Origin of the sequence: Streptomyces sp. NPDC026092 (genome assembly GCF_040638605.1) — a bacterium.
GTDB lineage: Bacteria > Actinomycetota > Actinomycetes > Streptomycetales > Streptomycetaceae > Streptomyces.
In genome coordinates this window covers 220225-238562 of the sequence record NZ_JBEZYN010000009.1, presented here as the reverse complement: position 1 = coordinate 238562, position 18338 = coordinate 220225, and the positions used below count along the sequence as shown (strand labels likewise).

The window sequence follows — 18338 nt, the reverse complement described above, 5'->3', positions numbered from 1 at the left end:
GCACGATGGACAAGCAGTCTCCAGTCCTGCAGATCGACGGGCTCGAGGTCCGGCTGCCGGGCGCGCAGGCGGCCCGGCCGCTCCTCGACGGGGTGACTCTGCGGGTCGCGGCCGGCGAGACCGTCGGCCTGGTCGGCGAGTCCGGCTCGGGCAAGTCGGTCGCGTGCCGCAGTGTGCTCGGCCTGTTGCCGGCCGGGACACGGACGAGCGGTGAGGTGCGGGTCGGGGGCCGGGACGTCCTGACGATGGACCGGGCGGACCTGAACCGGCTGCGGGCCCGGCAGGTGGCGATGATCTACCAGGACCCCCGGGCCTCGGTGAACCCGCTGCGCCGCGTCGGCGACTTCCTCACGGAGGGGCTGCGGGGCGCGGGAGCCCCGGCCGCGGTGGCGCGGGCCCGGGCCGAGGAGCTCCTCGACGCCGTCGGCATCCGCGACCCGCGTGGCGCGCTGCGCCGCTATCCGCACCAGTTCTCGGGCGGCATGCTCCAGCGGGTGGTGATCGCGGCGGCGCTCGCCGGCGAGCCGGAGCTGCTGGTCGCGGACGAGCCGACGACGGCGCTCGACGTCACCACGCAGGCCGAGATCATCTCCATCCTCACCCGCCTCCAGGCGGAGCGGGGCATGGGTCTGCTCTTCGTCACGCACGACCTGGAGCTGGCGTCGGCGATCTGCGACCGCGTGTACGTGATGTACGCGGGCCGGATCGTCGAGACGGCGGCCACGGACGCGCTGTTCGACCGGCCGCGCCACCCGTACACGGCGGGCCTGCTGGCCTGCACCCCGCGCATCGAGGCCGGGGCCCCGACCCCTCGCCCCATCCCGGGCCGCCCGGTCTCCCTGGCCGAGGCACCCCCGGGCTGCGCCTTCGCGGCGCGCTGCGCGCACGCGCTGCCGAGGTGCGCGGAGGAGCCCCCCGCACTGATCGCCCAGGGCGACGGCCTGACGGCCTGCCACCGCGCCGACGAAGGAATCGAACTGTGAGTGGTACGTCGGAGGAACTGGTCGTCGAAGGCCTGCACAAACGGTACGGGGACCATCTGGCCGTGGACGACGTGTCGTTCACCCTCGCGCCGGGTGCCTCGCTCGGCATCGTCGGCGAGTCCGGCAGCGGCAAGACGACGACCGTGCGGATGCTGGTCGGCCTGGAGCGCCCCGACGGCGGGACGGTCCGCGTCGGCGGCCGGGACCGCTCGGCCCCGGCCCGCGGCCGGGCCGAACGCCTCGCGCGGGCCCGCGAGATCCAGATGGTCTTCCAGGACCCGTACCTGTCCCTCGACCCCCGGGTCCCGGTGGCGCGGTGCGTGGAGGAGGTGCTCCGCCTCCACCACCCCATGGACGCCCGGTCCAGGGAGGCCCGGGTGGCCGAACTCCTCGACCAGGTGGGCCTCGGCGAACGGGAGGCGTCCGCCCTCCCCGGCCGCCTCTCCGGCGGCCAGCGCCAACGCGTGGCGATCGCCCGCGCACTGGCCGCCGAGCCACGGGTCCTCGTCCTGGACGAGGCGGTGGCGGCCCTGGACGTCTCGATCCAGGCGCAGGTCCTGGAACTCCTGACGAGGATCCGCCGCGAGACGGGCATCGCGTTCCTCTTCGTGACCCACGACCTGGCGGTGGTCCGCCACATCACGGACGAGGTGATGGTCCTGAAGGCCGGCAAGGTCGTGGAACACGCCCCGACCAACGACCTCTTGGAGTCCCCGACCCACCCCTACACCCGCCTCCTCCTCGCCTCGGTCCCCCACCGAGGGTGGAGTCCGACGACCCTGGCGTCTGCGGGCCGGGGTCAGCCGGACTAGTCCTCGTGCCGCATCAGGTCGACCCGTTCCGGACCGCCCGGGACCGCGCCGCACGATCCCGGGCGCGAACGATCAGCAGCGGTACGGACCCGACCAGCACCATCGCGAAGGCGCCGACCCAGTGGCGGGCCTGCTGCCCCATCAGCAGGCCCGACACGGCACCGAAGACGGCGCCCGCGATCGGGATCAGCGCCGCCTTCCAGGGCGCGAGACGATCGGTGAGGTCGGCGATGCAGAAGTACGCGACGATGAACCCCGCGAATAGGGCGACGGCGTACCACTCGCCGCCGTCGGGGAAGGACCAGCCCCTGCGGTTTCGCTCGAGCCCCAGGTCGACGCCCCCGGCGACTCCCCAGAAGAACGCGCAGGACCCCACCACGCCGAGAACGACGCGCCACCCCGTGTCTGTCATGCCGAGATCATATGAAGGACGCCGGAGTGCGTGAACGTCCGGCGGGACGAACCTCGCAGCGGGCAGCGTGAGATGCACGCGCGGAACTCCTGTGTCCCCGGCCGCGACCAACTACCCATGATGCCGCTGGTGTTCAGTGGCGAGGCTCGTGACGGGTGGAGGCAGGCGCATGGTGGGGATCGATCGCCGGAAGGCACTCGGGTCGATGGCGGGGGCGGGGGCCGTCGTCGCCGGGTGGGGTGCGGGCGGCGGGACCGCGTCGGCGGCCACCGTGACCGCGAGCGGGTCGCCCGCGTGGAGCGCCGAGCGGCCCTTACGGGTGCACATCGTCGCGTTCGACGGCGCGGAGGAGCTCGACATCTTCGGCCCGCTGGAGGTGTTCGGGGCGGCCAGGGCCATGGGGTATCCCGTACACCCCCTGCTGGTCACCAGCGGGAAGCGGCACGGCCGGGTCACGGCGAGCTTCGGCACCGAGATCGCCGTCCCCGGCGGCTGGGACCCGAGCGCCGCCGACGTCCTCGTCGTCCCCGGCGGCGGCTTCCGTAAGCGCGACGCGCCAGGCATCTGGACCGAGATCGCCAAGGGCGTCCTCCCCCGCGCCCTTGCCCGCGCCGAGCGGCCGTCCCTGACCGTGCTCGGCGTGTGCACCGGGGTCGTCGTCCTGCACGCCGCCGGGCTCATCCGCGACAGGCCCTGCACGACCCACCACGGGGCACAGCAGTACCTCAAGGACCAGGGCGCCGACGTCCGTACCGTCCGCGTGGTCGACGACGGCAACCTCGTCTGCGCGGGCGGCGTCAGCTCCGGCATCGACGGTTCGCTGTGGCTCCTGGAGCGGGAGCTCGGCTCCGAGGTCGCCACCCGCGTCGAGGCGCTGATGGAGTTCGAGCGTCGGGGAACGGTGCTGCGTACGGCAGGCTCATGAGTTCCGAAGGGGTACGTTCCGGGGAGAGGATCAAGGGATCGACGGACGTGACCTGACCTGACCCTAGGAGCCCGATGCGTGTCGCTCTCTTCCTGACCTGTGTCAACGACACGCTCTATCCCGGCACCGGCCGCGCGGTCGTACGGCTGCTGACCCGTCTGGGCGTCGACGTCGACTTCCCGCCGGGTCAGACCTGCTGCGGGCAGCCGCAGTACAACACCGGCTACCGCCGCCTCGCGGAGCCGCTCGCGCTCCGCTTCGCCGAGGTCTTCGGCGGGTACGACGCGATCGTCACGCCCTCCGGTTCGTGCGGGGCCATGGTGCGCGAGCTGTACCCGCGCATGGGCGAGCGGGCCCGGGCGGAGGGGCGTGGCGGCGGGCTCGCCACGGCCGTCGCGCCGGTGGTGCCGAAGACGTACGAGCTGACCGAATTCCTCGTCGACGTCCTCGGGTTGACGGATGTCGGCGCCTATTACCCGCACAAGGTCACCTACCACCCCACCTGCCACGGCCTGCGCGGTCTCGGCCTCGCCGACCGGCCCCAGCGGCTGCTGGCGGCGGTCAAGGGGCTTGAGCTCGTGGAGCTGCCGGGCGCGGAGGAGTGCTGCGGCTTCGGCGGCACCTTCGCGGTGAAGAACCCCGACGTGTCCGCCGCGATGGGCGCCGACAAGGTCCGCAGCGCCGTCTCGACCGGTGCGGACGTGCTCTGCGCCGCCGACAACTCGTGTCTGACGCACCTGGGCGGCACGATGAGCCGGCTCGCGGTCGGCGTCCGGCCCGTCCACATCGCCGAGATCCTGGCGAGCACGGAAGAGGAGCCCATGGTATGAGCAGTGCGAGCGATACCTTCCTCGGCATGCCGGCCTTCCCCGAGGCCGCGCACGAGGCCGTACGGAACCCCACCCTGCGCGCGAACCTCCGGCACGCCACCCACACCATCCGCGACAAGCGCGCCAAGGCGGTCGCCGAGCTGGACGACTGGGCCGAGCTGCGCGAGGCCGGCAAGCAGATCAAGGAGCACACCCTTCGCCATCTCGACCACTACCTGGTGCGGTTGGAGGAGGCCGTCACGGCAGCCGGCGGAGTCGTGCACTGGGCCGCCGACGCCGACGAGGCCAATCGGATCGTCACCGACCTGGTGAAAGCAACCGGGGAGACCGAGGTCGTCAAGGTCAAGTCGATGGCCACGCAGGAGATCGGGCTCAACGAAGCCTTGGAGGCGGAGGGCATCGCCGCCTACGAGACCGATCTCGCCGAGCTGATCGTGCAGTTGGGCAAGGACCGGCCCTCGCACATCCTCGTCCCCGCCATCCACCGCAATCGGGGCGAGATCCGGGACATCTTCCGCGCGGAGATGGGGAATTGGGGCCGTCCGGCGCCCGAGGACCTCACCGACCGGCCCGCAGACCTCGCGGAGGCCGCCCGACTCCACCTCCGGGAGAAGTTCCTGCGCGCCAAGGTCGGCATCTCCGGCGCCAACTTCATGGTCGCCGAGACCGGCACGCTGGTGGTGGTCGAGTCCGAGGGCAACGGCCGGATGTGCCTGACCCTGCCCGAGACGCTGATCTCCGTCGTCGGTATCGAGAAGGTCGTACCGACCTGGCGGGACCTGGAGGTCTTCTTCCAGACCCTGCCCCGCTCCTCGACCGCGGAGCGGATGAACCCGTACACCTCCATGTGGACGGGGACGACGGACGGCGACGGGCCGTCCACCTTCCACCTCGTCCTGCTCGACAACGGCCGCACCGACGCCCTCGCCGACGAGGTCGGCCGGCAGGCGCTGCGCTGCATCCGCTGCTCGGCCTGCCTCAACGTCTGCCCGGTGTACGAACGGGCCGGCGGCCACGCCTACGGCTCCGTCTACCCCGGCCCCATCGGCGCGATCCTCACGCCCCAACTCCGGGGCACGGCAAGCGAGATCGACGCCTCACTGCCGTACGCCTCCTCCCTCTGCGGGGCCTGTTACGACGTGTGCCCGGTCGCCATCGACATCCCCGAGGTCCTCGTCCACCTCCGTGAGAAGGTCGTCGAGCAGGGCGGCCACCGTCTGGAGGGCGCGGCGATGGGGGCGGCGGCCTGGGCCTTCGACCATCCGCGCGCGTACGAGGCCGGGCAGCGCCTGGCCGCCCTCACCCGCCGTCTCCACCCCTCGCGGCTGCCCGGTCCGGGGCGCGCGTGGACGGACAGCCGCGACCTGCCCGAAGTCCCGGCGGAGTCCTTCCGCGCCTGGTGGAAGCGCGAGCACGAACGAAAGGAGGGCTCCGCGTGAGCAGCAGGGACCTTGTCCTGGGCCGGATCCGCCAGGCCCTGACCGACGTACCCCCGGCCGACCCGGACACCGCGTACGCAGCGGCCGTACCGCGTTCCTATCTGCGGGAGCACGGCGACCGGGACCTGGACCGGACCGTCGACCTTCTCGCCGAGAACCTGGCGGAGTACCGGGCCGTCGTCCACCGCTGCCGGCCGGAGGAGCTCGCGGAGCTGATCGGCCGCCTCCTCGCCGAGCGCGGCGCGCGCCGGGTCCTCGTACCGGCGGGGCTGCCCCGTGCGCTGCTCGACCGTACGGACGCCACCGTCGTCGCGGACCGGGCCGACCTCACCCCGTACGAACTCGACGCCGTGGACAGTGTCGTGACCGGCTGCGCGGTGGCCGTCGCCGAGACCGGCACCGTGGTCCTCGACGCCGGCCCGGACCAGGGCGGCCGTCGGCTCACCCTCGTCCCCGACCACCACGTGTGTCTGGTGCGCGTCCCGGAGCAGGTCGTCGGCTCGGTCCCGCAGGCCCTCGAACGGCTCGACCCGGCGCGCCCCCTGACCTGGATCTCGGGGCCCTCGGCGACCAGCGACATCGAACTCGACCGGGTCGAGGGAGTCCATGGGCCGCGACGGCTCGACGTCGTCCTGGTCGGCGGATGATTGTCCGCATAGCTGAGTAGCTGGGTACCTGAGTACCTGAGTACCTGAGTGCCTGAGTACCGTCCCGCCGGGCACCCCGCCCGGCGGGACCCCCCTCACTCTCCCGCTGCCGCCGCCAGCGGCTCACGGGACAGCGGCGCCCGTTCGGCAGGCCGGTGGACCAGGGTGAACGGGATGGAGAGGCTGTCGCACATCCTCTTCGCGCGGGCGACCGCGCTCATGGTCGCGGCGGAGGCCGGGCCGCCGGGCAGGTCGAGGACGACGGCCGCCGGCCGGTGGGCGTCGACCAGGGCCTGGATGAGGAGAGCGGCCGCGGCGCGATTCGTGACGTCGAGGCCCTGATGCAGTGTGACGCGGAGCGTGCCGACGTCGATGTGGTGGGTGAGAAGCATGCGACCTCCAGACGGAACCTCGGGTGTGCCCCGGCAGTCCGACGACGGAGCCAAGGGCAAAAGGGCTGGTTCCCGGCATTTGACCCGGGAAAACCCAGGTCAGGCCCCCTTCCTGCGCCTGGCCCCGCCGGCCACCGCCGCGCCGGCCCACCGCCGGTCCCGCCGTCGCCCCCGCCCCGGCCCACCGCCGGTCCCGCCGGCCGTCTGCGGCCCGCCCGTCAGGTGCCGGACGCCAGCTCTCCGAGCAGCTTCCAGGTGCGGCGGCGGTCGTCCTCGCCGCCCAGGTCGGTCGCCGTGAACACCACCTCCGTCGCCCCCGCCTCCCGGTAGCGCCGAACCTCCGCCGCGACGGTCTCCTCGTCCCCGATCGCCGCCACCTCGGCGGCCCGCTCGGCGCCGGACAGGCCGATGACCCGCTGGTAGGAGGGGATCTTCTCGTACAGCGCCAGCGTCTCGGCCGCCTTCTCCCGTACGGCGTCGGTGTGGGCGCGAGCCGTGACCACGCCGGGGACGAGCGCCACGACACGCGGTGCCGGCCGCCCGGCCGCCTCGGCGGCGGCGGTGAGGGCGGGGACGATGTGCTCCGCCAGGGCGCGCGGCCCGGCCAGGAACGGCAGGGCGCCGTCGGCGAGTTCCCCGGTGACCCGCAGGGCCTGCGGGCCCATCGCGGCGACCAGGAGCGGCACGGGCGGGGCGGCTCCGGGTACGGCCGCCGGGAGCGGGGTCGTGGCGGTCAGCAGCTCGCCGTGGAAGTCGGCGGTACCGGTCTCCAGGAGCGGGCGCAGGGCGGTCAGGAACTCCCGGAGCAGCGCGATGGGACGCGCGTACGGGATGCCGAAGCCGTCCTCGGTCAGATGCCGGGTGCCGAGGGCGAGCCCGAGGTGGTAGCGGCCGCCGGTCGCGGCCTGGGCGGTCTGCGCCTGGCTGGAGACGAGCAGCGGGTGGCGGCCGAAGACCGGGATCGCGGAGGTCCCCACCTGTAACCCGGGCACCTCGCGCCCGACGATCGCGGCGAGCAGGGGAGAGTCGTACGAGAAGGTCTGCCCGAACCAGGCCGAGCGCAGGCCCGCGTCATGGGCCTCCCGCGCGAGCCGGACGGTGCTGTCGATGTCGAGCTGGTGGGCGGTCGAGCTGAGCGTCACTCCTGTGGTCATGTTCCGGGCAACAGCCAGCGGCGCGGGAGGCATTCCTCCACGGGAGCGCGCGCAGGGGCCTGCGGTGTCGCATCGTGGGCGGCGTGTGTCCAGCTGGTGGGCCCGTGGGTGGCGGATCTTGTGAGGTCGCCGAGGAAACCGCAGGTCACAGCCGTGCCTTCGGGGCGTCAGGTGGCGCAATACCGCCGCAACACCACGCTCGCGCCGGCCCCGGTACGTTCCCGGACATGCCAGCCGAACCCACCCCCGCCTCCCTCCCGGTCGCCGCCGCGCGGCGTCGGCGGCTCCGCGCGGACCGGGCCCGGCAACTCGCCGACCTGCTGCGCCACCAGATCCTGACCGGCGGCTTCCCCGGCGGCGTCCTCCCCCTGGAGGACGTCATCGCCGCCGACTACCGGGCCAGCCGGAACACCGTCCGGCAGGCCCTGGACCTGCTGCGCGGCGAGCAGCTCGTCGAGCGGCAGCCCGGGGTCGGCACGGTCGTCGTCTGCGAGAAGTACCCGCACGGCCTGAACCGGCTCCAGGGCCTGGCGGAGACCTTGCACGAGCACGGCACGGTCACCAACGAGGTACGGACGATGGGGCCGGTCGCCGCGTCCGGTCCCGTGGCCCACCGGCTGCGCCTGCCCGAGCACACGGACGTGCTCTGCATCGAGCGGCTGCGCCGCCTCAACGGGCTGCCGCTCTCCCTGGACCTGTCGTACCTCCCCATGGACATCGGCGGCGAACTCCTCGGCTGCGACCTGGAGAACACGGACGTGTTCCGGCTCCTGGAGACGCTGACCGGCCGCCCGCTGGGGCACGCCGAGATCACCCTCGAAGCCGTCAACGCCGACGCGCACTCCGCCGCCGTGCTCCAGGCCCCGCGCGGGGCGGCCGTACTGATGCTGGAGCGGCTGACCTGTCTGCCCGACGGGCGGCCCGTGGATCTGGAGTTCATCCGGTTCCGGGGCGACCGCATCACCATGAGCGGCCTGCTGCACCGCTCCCTCTGACCCCTGCCCGAAGCACCCCCGCCCTTCCTTCCTGGAGACAGCCATGCCTCTGCTGCCGCAACGCGCCGACGTGCCCGTGACCATCGACGAGTCCCTGTGCATCGACGGCTGCACCCTCTGCGTCGACATGTGTCCGCTCGACTCGCTCGCGATCCGCGAGGACAACGGCAAGGCGTACATGCACGTGGACGAGTGCTGGTACTGCGGCCCGTGCGCCGCCCGCTGCCCCACGGGCGCGGTCACCGTCAACATGCCCTACCTGCTCCGGTGAAAGGCCCGACTCCCATGCCCGGCACCCGCCTCACCCCGCTCCGTTCCTTCTCTCGCTCCCTCTCCGTCTCCCTCGCGCTGCTGCTGCCGCCGGCCACCGCCTGCGGCGGCGCGGCGGACGCCGACGGCCCGGCCGGCGACGGGCGCACCGTCACGGTGACCGTCGGCTACCAGTCGAAGACCATCAACACCGTCACCGCCGGCACCCTGCTGCGCTCGCTCGGCTACTTCGAGGAGGAGCTCGCCGCGCGCGGCAAGAAGGACGGCGTCAGCTACAAGGTCGTCTGGCAGGACTACGCGACCGGTGCGCCGATCACCGCCCAGATGACCGCGGGCAAGATCGACATCGGCTCGATGGGCGACTTCCCGCTGCTCATCAACGCGGCGCGCGGCAAGCAGCTGCGGCAGCCGACCCGGCTGGTCTCGGTCACCGGCTACAACCTGCGCGGCGGTCTCAACACCGTGGTGACCAAGCCCGGTTCGACCGTCCGGTCGCTGGCCGACCTGCGCGGCAAGAAGGTGTCCACGAGCGTCGGCTCGGCCGCCGACGGGACGCTGGTACGAGCCCTCCAGCGTGCGGGGGTCGACCCGGCGAAGGACATCAGGAAGCTGAACCAGCAGCCCAGCGTCGGCGCGTCCGCGCTGACCGCCGGGAGCGTCGACGCGCTGTCCCAGTTCGTCGCCTGGCCGGGCCTGTTGGCCTTCGAGGGGCGCGCCACGGCGTTGTACGACGGGGCGGAGCTGAACCTGCCGACCTTCCACGGGGTCACCGTCCGGGAGAAGTTCGCGAAGGAGCGTGCGGGGGTGCTCGACGACTTCCTCACCGCTCAGCGGCGGGCCACCGACCACCTGCGCACACGCCCGGTCGCCGCCGCCGAGTCGGTGGCCCAGGAGACCGGTCTGCCGGCCGAGGTGGTCTACCTCTACAACGGCGCCCAGGGCATCGCCACCTTCGACCCGGAGCTGCGCCCGGAGCTGGTCGACGCGCTGAAGCAGGACGTGCCGCTCCTGAAGGAGGCCAAGCTGGTGGGCGACGTCGACGTGGACGCCTTCGTCGACCGGGCCCCGCTGGCGCGGGCGGCGTCGAAGAACGCTGCGTACCCGAAGGCGGCCGCCGCCCGGCCCGAGCTGTGGCTGAAGGGGAAGAGCGAGACCCGTACGTTCGACAGCCCGAAGGCGCTCCTGAAGGCGGTCGGTGACGCGGGCTCCGCCGTCCGGGCCGCGTACGTGCCGGACGCGGTGACCGGCACGTCCTGGTTCGCCGACAAGGCGGTCTGGGTCGCCGAAGGCGCCGAGCTGCGGGCTTTCGTGACCCCGGCGGGAGCGCGGGCGTACGTCGACGCGCATGCCGGGTCCCGGGTCGTCGACCACCCGACGGCCCTCCGGCTGGCCGCGTCATGAGCGCGGTCGGCCGCCGGCTCCTTCGGGCCGGCTCGCTCGTCGCCGCGCTCGTCCTGTGGCAGCTCCTGACCACCCTGGACGTCAACCTCTGGCTGCGGTTCGAGCAGTTCCCCACGGTCGGCGAGGTGGCCGCCGCGTTCGCCGACCGGGTGGGCACGGAGGCGTACTGGCAGGATCTGGGCCACAGCCTGCGCCGGATCGTGGTCGGCTTCCTGCTGGCCTCGGTGCTCGGCGTGGCGGTCGGGACGCTGATCGCCCGCTCCCGCTGGGCCGCCGATCTGCTGGGCCCGGTCCTCGAGGTCGCGCGGCCGATCCCGGCCATCGCCCTGGTCCCGGTCGCCATCCTGCTGCTGCCCAGCAACGAGCAGGGCATCGTCTTCATCACCTTCACCGCGGCCTTCTTCCCGGTCCTCGTGTCGACCCGGCACGCGGTGCGCGCCCTCTCCCCCGTCTGGGAAGAGGCCGTGCTCACCATGGGCGGCGGCCGGGCGCGGGTGCTGTTCTCGGTGGTGCTGCCCGGCGCCCTGCCGGGGGTCTTGGGCGGGCTCTCGGTGGGGGTCGGTGTCTCGTGGATCTGTGTGATCTCGGCGGAGATGATCTCCGGTGAGTACGGGGTCGGCTACCGCACCTGGCAGGACTACACGGTCGTCGACTACCCGGGGGTCTTCGTCGGCATGGCCACCATCGGGGCCCTGGGCTGGCTCACCTCCACCGCCGTGGAGCTTCTCGGCCGCCGGGTGACCTCCTGGCTGCCCCGGCCGGCCGCGCGGCCCGTCTCCCGCCGGCGCCGTCGCGGCCCCGGTCGATCGAACTTCCGGCGGAGCGACTCCGGTTCGGCGTCGCCCGCCACCGCGAGCGTCACCGTCCCCGCCCCTGTCCCCGCCGCCGCCGACAAGGAGCCGGTGTCATGACCAGTCCACTCGCATCGGACACCACTGGCGCCGAACTCGCCCTGCACGACGTGCGGCTCGGGCACCCGGACGGTCCCGTCGTGTTCGCCACCGCCGAACTACGCGTGTCGCCGGGTGAGTTGCTGGCCGTGGTCGGCCCGTCCGGGTGCGGCAAGTCGACGCTGCTGCGCACCCTCGCCGGGCTGCTCCCGCCCCTGGGCGGGCGGGTGACCCACGACGGCCGACCGATCGAAGGGCCGGACGCCGACCGGGCGTTGGTCTTCCAGGACGACGCCCTGCTGCCCTGGCGGGCCGTCCGCGCCAACGTGGAACTGCCGCTCGCGATCCGCCGGGTCCCCCGGGCCGAACGGCGCCGGTCCGCCGCCGAATGGTTGGACCGCGTCGGCCTCGCCGACCACGCGGGCAAGCTGCCGCACCAACTGTCCGGCGGGCAGCGGCAGCGCGTCCAGCTGGCCCGCGCCCTGGCGGGCAGGCCGCGGGCGGTCCTGATGGACGAGCCCTTCGGCGCGCTCGACGCGCACACCCGCGCCGGGATGCAGGACCTCCTCGTGGAGATCCTGCGCGGCACGGGAGCCACCGTCGTCTTCGTCACGCACGACGTGGACGAGGCCGTCCACCTGGGCGACCGCGTCGCACTGCTCCCGTCCGGCGAGGTGCTCGACGTACCGCATCCGCGCCGCAGGGACGCCCGGCAGGCGCCCGACACCGTCGAGCTGCGCCGCCGCGTCCTCGCCTCCCTCTGATCCGAGCCCCTCTCCGATCCGAGCCTCCCTCCGATCCGAGCGTCTCTCCTTATCTGTACGTAGAAGACCCCGAAAGGCACCCCGTGGAGACTCCCCCGGCCGCCGCCGCACCCGCCCTCACCGTCCCCGACCTCGCCGACGCGACCGAGCTGAGCTGCGACGTCCTCGTCATCGGCGGCGGCACGGCCGGCACCATGGCCGCGCTGACGGCCGCCGGGCGCGGCGCGAACGTCCTCCTCCTGGAGAAGGCGCACGTCCGGCACTCCGGCGCCCTCGCCATGGGCATGGACGGGGTCAACAACGCCGTCGTCCCGGGCCGTGCCGAACCCGACGACTACGTCGCCGAGATCACCCGCGCCAACGACGGCATCGTCGACCAGTCCACCGTCCGGCAGACCGCGACCCGCGGCTTCGCGATGGTCCAGCGACTCGAGTCGTACGGGGTGAAGTTCGAGAAGGACGAGCACGGCGAGTACGCGGTCCGGCAGGTGCACCGCTCCGGTTCGTACGTGCTGCCGATGCCGGAGGGCAAGGACGTCAAGAAGGTCCTGTACCGGCAGCTGCGGCGCCGCGAGATGCGGGAGCGGATCCGGATCGAGAACCGGATCATGCCGGTGCGCGTGCTCACGCACCCGGACGACGGGCGGGCCATCGGGGCGGCCGGGTTCCACACCCGTACCGGCGCGTTCGTCACCGTGCGGGCCGGCGCGGTGATCCTGGCGACGGGCGCCTGCGGCCGGCTCGGCCTGCCCGCGTCCGGGTATCTCTACGGGACGTACGAGAACCCCACCAACGCGGGCGACGGCTACGCCATGGCGTACCACGCGGGCGCCGCGCTGACCGGCATCGAGTGCTTCCAGGTCAACCCGCTGATCAAGGACTACAACGGGCCCGCCTGCGCGTACGTGGCGAACCCGTTCGGCGGGTACCAGGTGAACCGGCACGGCGAGCGCTTCGTGGAGTCGGACTACTGGTCCGGGCAGATGATGGCCGAGTTCGCGAACGAACTCGCCTCGGACCGGGGGCCGGTGTACCTGAAACTCAGCCATCTGCCCGAGGAGACGATCGGCGCCGTCGAGTCGATCCTGCACACGACGGAACGCCCCACGCGCGGGACCTTCCACCAGGGCCGGGGGCACGACTACCGCACCCACGACATCGAGATGCACATCTCCGAGATCGGGCTGTGCGGCGGTCACTCCGCCTCGGGGGTACGGGTCGACGCGCACGCCCGCACCACCGTGGACCGCCTCTACGCGGCCGGTGACCTGGCGTGCGTACCGCACAACTACATGATCGGGGCGTTCGTCTTCGGTGACCTGGCCGGCGAGGACGCGGCCCAGTACCGGGCGTACGAAGGGGAGTTGCCGCACGAGCAGCTCGCCGCCGCCCACGAGCTGGTCTACCGGCCGCTGCGCAACCCCGACGGGCCGCCGCAGCCGCAGGTGGAGTACAAGCTGCGCCGGTTCGTGAACGACTACGTGGCACCGCCGAAGACCGGCGCGAAGCTGTCGCTCGCGGTGGAGGCGTTCACCCGGATGTCGGCGGAGATCGAGGGTCTCGGGGCGCACACCGCGCACGAGTTGATGCGGTGCGCGGAGGTGTCGTTCATCCGGGACTGCGCGGAGATGGCGGCCCGGGCCTCGCTGGCGCGGACCGAGTCCCGCTGGGGGCTCTACCACGAGCGCCTCGACCACCCCAAGCGGGACGACACGGACTGGCTGCACCACATCGACCTGCGCAAGTCCCCTTCCGGAGCGATGGAGTTCACGGCCCGCCCGATCGAGCCGTACGTCGTCCCGGTCCCGGAGTTCACCCCGGAGCAGGGCCCCGAGCGGTGGCTGGGTGAGGTGGAGCTGGTCCCGACGGCGACGGCGGGCCGCCGGGACGCGCCTCCGGCGGCGACCGCGCGGACCGTGGCGGCCGCGACCCCGTCCCCGGTCTCCCCCACGCCTTCGGACGGGACGAACCCCGCCCTCCTGCGCCTCCTCACCCTCGCCGAGGAGGCCCCCGACCTGGACGCACTCCGCCCGTACCTCGCCGACCCCGACCCGGCCGTGCGGACCGCCGCCGTGGTCGCGCTCGGGGAGACCGTGCCGGCCGGCGCCGGGCCCGCGCTCGCCGGGCGACTGCGGGACGCCGCGCCCCAGGTCCGGCACGCCGCGGCCGCCGCCCTGCGGGAGCTGGTCGAAGTGCTGCCCGCGGAGGCCGAGTTGGGTACGGGGCTGCGGGATGCCCTGGCCGGGTCCGACCCGGTCGTCCGGTCCGCCGCGCTGGAGGTGCTGCGCGCCCTCCGGCTCGGCGGCGCCGCCCTGTACGCCGGCGCGCTGGCCGACGCCGACCTCGACGTCCGCGTCCACGCCGTCCGCGCCCTCGTCTCGGTGGACGCCGTCGCGGAGCTCGCGGTCGCCGCCGCCGACCCGGCGCGCGAGGTCCGGGTCGCCGTGGCGCGTGGCCTCGCCGCCGTACGGACCCCGGAGCCCGCGCCGCTGCGCCCGCTCCTGGCCGACCCGGACCCGCTCGTTCGGGGTGCCGCCCTGGCCGCGCTCGCCGTCACCGGCTGCCCGCCCGCGTACGCCGAGCCCGCCGTGGCCGCGCTCGCCGACCCCGCCTGGCAGGTACGGGCGGGCGCGGCGACCGCTCTCCGCGCGGCCCCGGCCGAGCTGGCCGTCCCCGCGCTGGCCAAGGCCGTGGCCGACCCGAACGCGGACGTCCGCAAGGCCGCCGTCCTCTCGCTCCACCCCCACCGCACCGCCCCGGACGCCCGCACCGCCCTCACCACGGCCACCACCGACCCCGACGCGGACGTCCGCGCCCACGCGGCGCGGGGCCTGTCCTGACCACTCCCTACGCGGGCCGCTCCGCGGTCAGGACGCCGATCTTGTCGATGCGGTGCTCGGGGTTGCCGTTGGAGTCCCGCCAGAAGTTGCCCGCCGCGTTGTCCTCGGGAGTCGCGCAGGTGGAGAGCGTGATCATGGCCTTGGTGGGCTTCTCGCCCGGCTCGCCCGGCACGGCCGCCCGCTGCTCGGCGAGGGAGCGGTCCGAGCGGAAGGACGTGCTCCGGGTCTCGACGATCGTGTACGTGTACACGGTGCCGGCGGCGGTGACGTGCACGACGTCCCCCACCTTGACGGCGGGCAGCTCGCGCAGGGCCCCGCCGGCCGAGAGCCGGTGGGCGGTCACCAGGTAGTTGCCGATCTCCCCCGGTCCGACGCCCCCGCGCGCGCCGTGGGGGCTGGCGGCCACGCCGCGGTCCTGGATCCGGGTGCCCGCCCGGTCGTCGGTGGTGCCCTGGTACGGCACGACGTCGAGGCCGTCGACGCCGATGGACGGGATGGATATCTCGGCGGGGACGGGCTGCCGCGGCGAAGGCGGCTCCGACGACGTCGGAGCGGGCGCGGGCGGGGGCGGGGCCGTGGGCGCGGGGCCGGTCTCGGAGACCGTGACCGAGGGCGCCGGGGCGTTGTCCTGCGCGGTCGGTGTGCCCGTACAGCCCCAGAGGGCGGCGACGACCGCGACCGAGGCAACGGACACGGCCGGGACGCGGCGTGCGCCCCGGCCTCTCCTCAGACCCCGACGGAGGGTCCCACCACCCTGGGCACCCATGTCCCCAGGATGGCCTAATCCCGACCGCCTGGCACCCCGGCGCCCCCAGGCGATCAGCCGACGCGGTCCCCGGCCGCCACCCGGTGCGCCTCCAGGCCAGGCGCGGCAAGCAGCTCGGCGATCAGCTCCTCCGAGCCGCACACGTACGTGCTGACCAGGTCGACGTCCCCGCCCACGCACCAGGCCCGGTCCCGCGGCCACCACAGATCGGGGAGCTCGGCGAACGGCTCCTCCGCGTCGACGGAGAGCACGTCGGACAGCGGTCCGGAGAGCAGGATCTCGTCCCGCTCCGGGGTGCGGAAGGTGGGCGTCCGGTGCCACTCCCGGCGGCCGTAGCCGTCCCAGAGCCCGAACCAGCACGCTTCCGGGGTGGCCGTGTGCCGGGTCAGTACGGGGATCAGGGCCTCGGCGACCTCGGCCGGCGTGGGCCCTTCGGCGGCGTGCTCGTCCCACACCCCGGGCAGGCCGTACTCCTGCGCGTTCTGGTAGAACCGTTCGGCGCCGATCACCTCGTACCAGTCCGTCAGCGCTCCGACCCGCCGCCCGTAGGCGGCGGCGACGGTCTCCCAGCGCACCGGGCGCTCGTCGAGGGCCGCGGGGTGCAGGACCCGCGCGTACGCCGCGAACCCGGGTGCGGCGACTCCGCCGACGGTGGCGAACTCCCCGAATCCGGCGCGCCGTTCGGTCAGCCAGTCGGCCGGGCCGAGGTCGTCCCGCTCGACCTTCAGCCGTCCGTACGTGAGGGATGCCTCCGCGCTCCCACCCATCACCGCCATCACCTCCGTCACCACGTGTCAGGGCTGCCCAAGGGCAACGTCAGCCTAGTCGCGAGCGGCGTCGGGGGTCGTACAGAGCACGTACACAGGACGTCCAGCGGGCCCCTTGCAGAATGGCAACGCCCGCCGCCCCGGTGGCCGCCGTGAGGCACGACTTCGCCGCGGCGGTGGTGCGCGGACCACATGTCGAGAATCTGATTCGTCCAGTGAATCCAAGGGGAAACACATGCCAGAAGTCGGCGGCTCCAAGGGTCTGAATGTCTCCGGTGACCCGTTCCTGTCCACTGTGGACAGGGTGTGCGCATGGCTCGGCTCCGCGCCCGAGAAGGTGGACGCCCTGTCGGGCGGCGAGCGGATCCAGGTCCTGGGCGAGGTGGCCGACATCAACGCCGCCGCTGCCGCCGGGGACAGTGGCGCCCTGTACGCGCAGCAGTATCTGCTCGACAGGATCTACCAGTTGTACACGAAGATCCCCGGGCAGCAGAGCGCCGAGGGCTCGGTCGTCGTCTACGAGATAGCCCGGCTCCTGGAGACCGCCACGGCGGCCGCCCAGGACCTGCTGATCGAGCCGGGTCTGCTCGAAGAGGCGCCCACGGAGCCCCGGGAGTACCTGACCTGGCTCAAGAACACGGCGAAGAACCACCGGGTGTACAAGCACCCGTACTACCACGAGTTCATCCGCAACACGGCCACGGAGGCCGACCTCCGTAACTACGTGATGCAGGAGTCGGTCGTGGACGGCCGCTTCGACGACCTGCTCGCCATGATGCAGGTGGGCACGGCCGGCGCCGCCAAGTTGGAGATCGCCGCCAACTTCTGGGACGAGATGGGCAACGGCAAGCCCGAGGAGGTCCACACCCACCTCTTCAACAAGATCTACGAGGTCTTCGAGATCTCGGAGGACGAGCTCGCCCGCTCGCTCACCGCCACCTCGCTGCTCAACGGCAACCTCGCGGTCATGCTGTGCCGCCACCGCACCCTGTACCCGGAGGCCGTGGGCTTCCTCGGGATGACCGAGTGGATGGCCCCCGACCGGTTCGTGCAGGTCGTACACGCCTGGGAGCGGCTCGGGCTGCCCGAGGTCGGGATCACCTACCACAAGCTGCACATCACCATCGACTCCCAGCACGCGCAGGGCTGGTTCCACAACGTGGTGCTGCCCGCCGCCGAGTCCGCGGACATGCGGCGTGCCATCGCCCGCGGGATCCTCTGGCGGCTCAACTCCTCTGCCGCGTATCTGGACGAGCGCATGCCTTCCGTCGCCGCCTGACGTCCGACGACCGGCGTCCTGCGCCACCGCCCGACGTCCGTCTTCGTCGCCACCCCACCTTCTGGAGGAGAGACCATGCCCCTCGGCAGCGAACGGTTCACCATCATCGACCTGCCGGAAGTCTCGGCCGACGTCCTGCCCAGCTACGACGACTGCCCGGTCGACGAGTACATGGGACACGGCACCCGCTTCAAGCGCTTCTCGCAGTACCGCCTCCGCCCGCAGGGCGAGGACGCGTGGTCGTTCGAGCGGCTCGCGCACCGGGACTACACCACGTACAAGAAGTTCAACTCGGTCGGCGGCGGCATCCGCCGCGTCTACGAGCCGATCAAGGTCGACTTCACACCGCTCATCGAGCACGGCGTCCGCGAGCTCGGCCTCGACCGGTCCGAGGACTGGCAGATCAACGTCCACCAGAACCGGACCAAGGCGGACGGCGGCAAGCCGGGCCCGCTCACCCCGGAGGGCGTGCACCACGACGGGCACGAGTTCGTGATGATCGCGGTCCTCAACAAGGTGAACGTCGGCGGCGGTCAGACCCGGCTGTGGAACCCGGGGGCCGACGAGCCGTTCTGGACCGGCACGCTGCAGCCCGGGCAGGCGGTCCTCCTTGACGACCGCGCGCTGGCCCACGACGTCACCGACGTGCTCTCCGGCGACGGCGGCCCGGGCCACCGGGACATCGTCATCATCGCGTTCTCGCGGTGGGCGGAGAAGTGGTACGGCGAAGAGCACGACAACGCCGCGCTCGCCGAGCAGTGACCTGGGGCGC

19 protein-coding genes are annotated in these 18338 nt (G+C 73.1%); 14 read left to right on the top strand and 5 right to left on the bottom strand.

What is annotated here, in order from left to right; translation table 11 throughout:
• Positions 1-5: 5 nt before the first annotated feature.
• The gene (locus tag AB0F56_RS17625) at positions 6-983 is read left to right on the top strand and encodes an ABC transporter ATP-binding protein (RefSeq protein WP_362010312.1); all 978 of its coding nucleotides are present in this window, start codon (positions 6-8) and stop codon (positions 981-983) included.
• Positions 984-1000: 17 nt separating this feature from the next.
• The gene (locus AB0F56_RS17620; protein WP_362010309.1) at positions 1001-1795 is read left to right on the top strand and encodes an ATP-binding cassette domain-containing protein; all 795 of its coding nucleotides are present in this window, start codon (positions 1001-1003) and stop codon (positions 1793-1795) included.
• A gap of 13 nt (positions 1796-1808) precedes the next feature.
• Here AB0F56_RS17620 and AB0F56_RS17615 read toward each other — a convergent pair whose 3' ends face one another.
• Positions 1809-2207, bottom strand: a complete 399-nt coding sequence (locus AB0F56_RS17615; protein WP_362010066.1) for a hypothetical protein — start codon at positions 2205-2207, stop codon at positions 1809-1811.
• Between the two features lie 169 nt (positions 2208-2376).
• On the opposite strand from AB0F56_RS17615, the gene AB0F56_RS17610 reads away from it, so the two are divergent.
• The 4 genes from AB0F56_RS17610 (at position 2377) to AB0F56_RS17595 (ending at position 6048) form a co-directional block, all read left to right on the top strand.
• Positions 2377-3132, top strand: a complete 756-nt coding sequence (locus AB0F56_RS17610) for a DJ-1/PfpI family protein (protein ID WP_362010063.1) — start codon at positions 2377-2379, stop codon at positions 3130-3132.
• 74 nt (positions 3133-3206) lie between these two features.
• Entirely contained in the window at positions 3207-3962 is a 756-nt protein-coding gene (locus tag AB0F56_RS17605; protein WP_362010060.1) for a (Fe-S)-binding protein, read from the top strand.
• A complete protein-coding gene (locus AB0F56_RS17600; RefSeq protein WP_362010058.1) occupies positions 3959-5401 on the top strand; it encodes a LutB/LldF family L-lactate oxidation iron-sulfur protein in 1443 nt (480 codons plus the stop codon). The genes AB0F56_RS17605 and AB0F56_RS17600 overlap by 4 nt, the downstream gene beginning before the upstream one ends.
• Complete coding sequence (locus tag AB0F56_RS17595; RefSeq protein ID WP_362010055.1) at positions 5398-6048, top strand: LUD domain-containing protein; 651 nt, start codon at positions 5398-5400, stop codon at positions 6046-6048. The genes AB0F56_RS17600 and AB0F56_RS17595 overlap by 4 nt, the downstream gene beginning before the upstream one ends.
• A 95-nt stretch (positions 6049-6143) precedes the next feature.
• Here AB0F56_RS17595 and AB0F56_RS17590 read toward each other — a convergent pair whose 3' ends face one another.
• Together AB0F56_RS17590 and AB0F56_RS17585 are read right to left on the bottom strand one after the other, a co-directional pair.
• Entirely contained in the window at positions 6144-6440 is a 297-nt protein-coding gene (locus AB0F56_RS17590; RefSeq protein ID WP_362010052.1) for a hypothetical protein, read from the bottom strand.
• Between the two features lie 218 nt (positions 6441-6658).
• On the bottom strand, positions 6659-7594 hold the full coding sequence (locus AB0F56_RS17585; protein ID WP_362010049.1) for a TIGR03564 family F420-dependent LLM class oxidoreductase: 936 nt from the start codon (positions 7592-7594) through the stop codon (positions 6659-6661).
• Between the two features lie 227 nt (positions 7595-7821).
• On the opposite strand from AB0F56_RS17585, the gene AB0F56_RS17580 reads away from it, so the two are divergent.
• From AB0F56_RS17580 to AB0F56_RS17555, 6 genes are all read left to right on the top strand, one after another.
• The gene (locus tag AB0F56_RS17580) at positions 7822-8589 is read left to right on the top strand and encodes a GntR family transcriptional regulator (RefSeq protein ID WP_362010046.1); all 768 of its coding nucleotides are present in this window, start codon (positions 7822-7824) and stop codon (positions 8587-8589) included.
• A gap of 43 nt (positions 8590-8632) precedes the next feature.
• Entirely contained in the window at positions 8633-8860 is a 228-nt protein-coding gene (locus AB0F56_RS17575) for a ferredoxin family protein (protein WP_362010043.1), read from the top strand.
• A 14-nt stretch (positions 8861-8874) separates the two neighbouring features.
• Entirely contained in the window at positions 8875-10260 is a 1386-nt protein-coding gene (locus AB0F56_RS17570; RefSeq protein WP_362010041.1) for an ABC transporter substrate-binding protein, read from the top strand.
• Entirely contained in the window at positions 10257-11171 is a 915-nt protein-coding gene (locus AB0F56_RS17565) for an ABC transporter permease (protein WP_362010038.1), read from the top strand. The genes AB0F56_RS17570 and AB0F56_RS17565 overlap by 4 nt, the downstream gene beginning before the upstream one ends.
• Positions 11168-11914 (top strand): ABC transporter ATP-binding protein, encoded by a 747-nt coding sequence (locus AB0F56_RS17560; RefSeq protein ID WP_362010036.1) that lies wholly within the window; start codon positions 11168-11170, stop codon positions 11912-11914. The genes AB0F56_RS17565 and AB0F56_RS17560 overlap by 4 nt, the downstream gene beginning before the upstream one ends.
• An 83-nt stretch (positions 11915-11997) precedes the next feature.
• Positions 11998-14754, top strand: coding sequence for a fumarate reductase/succinate dehydrogenase flavoprotein subunit (locus AB0F56_RS17555; protein ID WP_362010033.1), 2757 nt, complete (start codon positions 11998-12000; stop codon positions 14752-14754).
• 7 nt (positions 14755-14761) lie between these two features.
• Here AB0F56_RS17555 and AB0F56_RS17550 read toward each other — a convergent pair whose 3' ends face one another.
• Both AB0F56_RS17550 and AB0F56_RS17545 read right to left on the bottom strand, forming a co-directional pair.
• Positions 14762-15448, bottom strand: coding sequence for a class E sortase (locus AB0F56_RS17550; protein WP_362010030.1), 687 nt, complete (start codon positions 15446-15448; stop codon positions 14762-14764).
• Positions 15449-15573: 125 nt separating this feature from the next.
• Positions 15574-16287 carry a hypothetical protein gene (locus tag AB0F56_RS17545; RefSeq protein ID WP_362010027.1) on the bottom strand — a complete coding sequence of 238 codons (714 nt, stop codon included), beginning with the start codon at positions 16285-16287 and terminating at the stop codon, positions 15574-15576.
• Positions 16288-16522: 235 nt separating this feature from the next.
• Between AB0F56_RS17545 and AB0F56_RS17540 the strand changes: the two genes are divergently transcribed.
• Together AB0F56_RS17540 and AB0F56_RS17535 are read left to right on the top strand one after the other, a co-directional pair.
• Positions 16523-17566, top strand: coding sequence for an iron-containing redox enzyme family protein (locus tag AB0F56_RS17540; RefSeq protein WP_362010024.1), 1044 nt, complete (start codon positions 16523-16525; stop codon positions 17564-17566).
• 75 nt (positions 17567-17641) lie between these two features.
• Positions 17642-18328 (top strand): 2OG-Fe dioxygenase family protein, encoded by a 687-nt coding sequence (locus tag AB0F56_RS17535; RefSeq protein ID WP_362010022.1) that lies wholly within the window; start codon positions 17642-17644, stop codon positions 18326-18328.
• Positions 18329-18338 lie beyond the last annotated feature (10 nt).

Bases quoted from the DNA above. Each gene is read 5' to 3' on its own strand.
- AB0F56_RS17625 (WP_362010312.1), top strand. From the start codon at position 6: ATGGACAAGCAGTCTCCAGTCCTGCAGATCGACGGGCTCGAGGTCCGG.
- AB0F56_RS17615 (WP_362010066.1), bottom strand. From the start codon at position 2,207: ATGACAGACACGGGGTGGCGCGTCGTTCTCGGCGTGGTGGGGTCCTGC.
- AB0F56_RS17610 (WP_362010063.1), top strand. From the start codon at position 2,377: ATGGTGGGGATCGATCGCCGGAAGGCACTCGGGTCGATGGCGGGGGCG.
- AB0F56_RS17605 (WP_362010060.1), top strand. From the start codon at position 3,207: ATGCGTGTCGCTCTCTTCCTGACCTGTGTCAACGACACGCTCTATCCC.
- AB0F56_RS17600 (WP_362010058.1), top strand. From the start codon at position 3,959: ATGAGCAGTGCGAGCGATACCTTCCTCGGCATGCCGGCCTTCCCCGAG.
- AB0F56_RS17590 (WP_362010052.1), bottom strand. From the start codon at position 6,440: ATGCTTCTCACCCACCACATCGACGTCGGCACGCTCCGCGTCACACTG.
- AB0F56_RS17585 (WP_362010049.1), bottom strand. From the start codon at position 7,594: ATGACCACAGGAGTGACGCTCAGCTCGACCGCCCACCAGCTCGACATC.
- AB0F56_RS17580 (WP_362010046.1), top strand. From the start codon at position 7,822: ATGCCAGCCGAACCCACCCCCGCCTCCCTCCCGGTCGCCGCCGCGCGG.
- AB0F56_RS17575 (WP_362010043.1), top strand. From the start codon at position 8,633: ATGCCTCTGCTGCCGCAACGCGCCGACGTGCCCGTGACCATCGACGAG.
- AB0F56_RS17570 (WP_362010041.1), top strand. From the start codon at position 8,875: ATGCCCGGCACCCGCCTCACCCCGCTCCGTTCCTTCTCTCGCTCCCTC.
- AB0F56_RS17565 (WP_362010038.1), top strand. From the start codon at position 10,257: ATGAGCGCGGTCGGCCGCCGGCTCCTTCGGGCCGGCTCGCTCGTCGCC.
- AB0F56_RS17560 (WP_362010036.1), top strand. From the start codon at position 11,168: ATGACCAGTCCACTCGCATCGGACACCACTGGCGCCGAACTCGCCCTG.
- AB0F56_RS17545 (WP_362010027.1), bottom strand. From the start codon at position 16,287: ATGGGTGGGAGCGCGGAGGCATCCCTCACGTACGGACGGCTGAAGGTC.
- AB0F56_RS17540 (WP_362010024.1), top strand. From the start codon at position 16,523: ATGCCAGAAGTCGGCGGCTCCAAGGGTCTGAATGTCTCCGGTGACCCG.
- AB0F56_RS17535 (WP_362010022.1), top strand. From the start codon at position 17,642: ATGCCCCTCGGCAGCGAACGGTTCACCATCATCGACCTGCCGGAAGTC.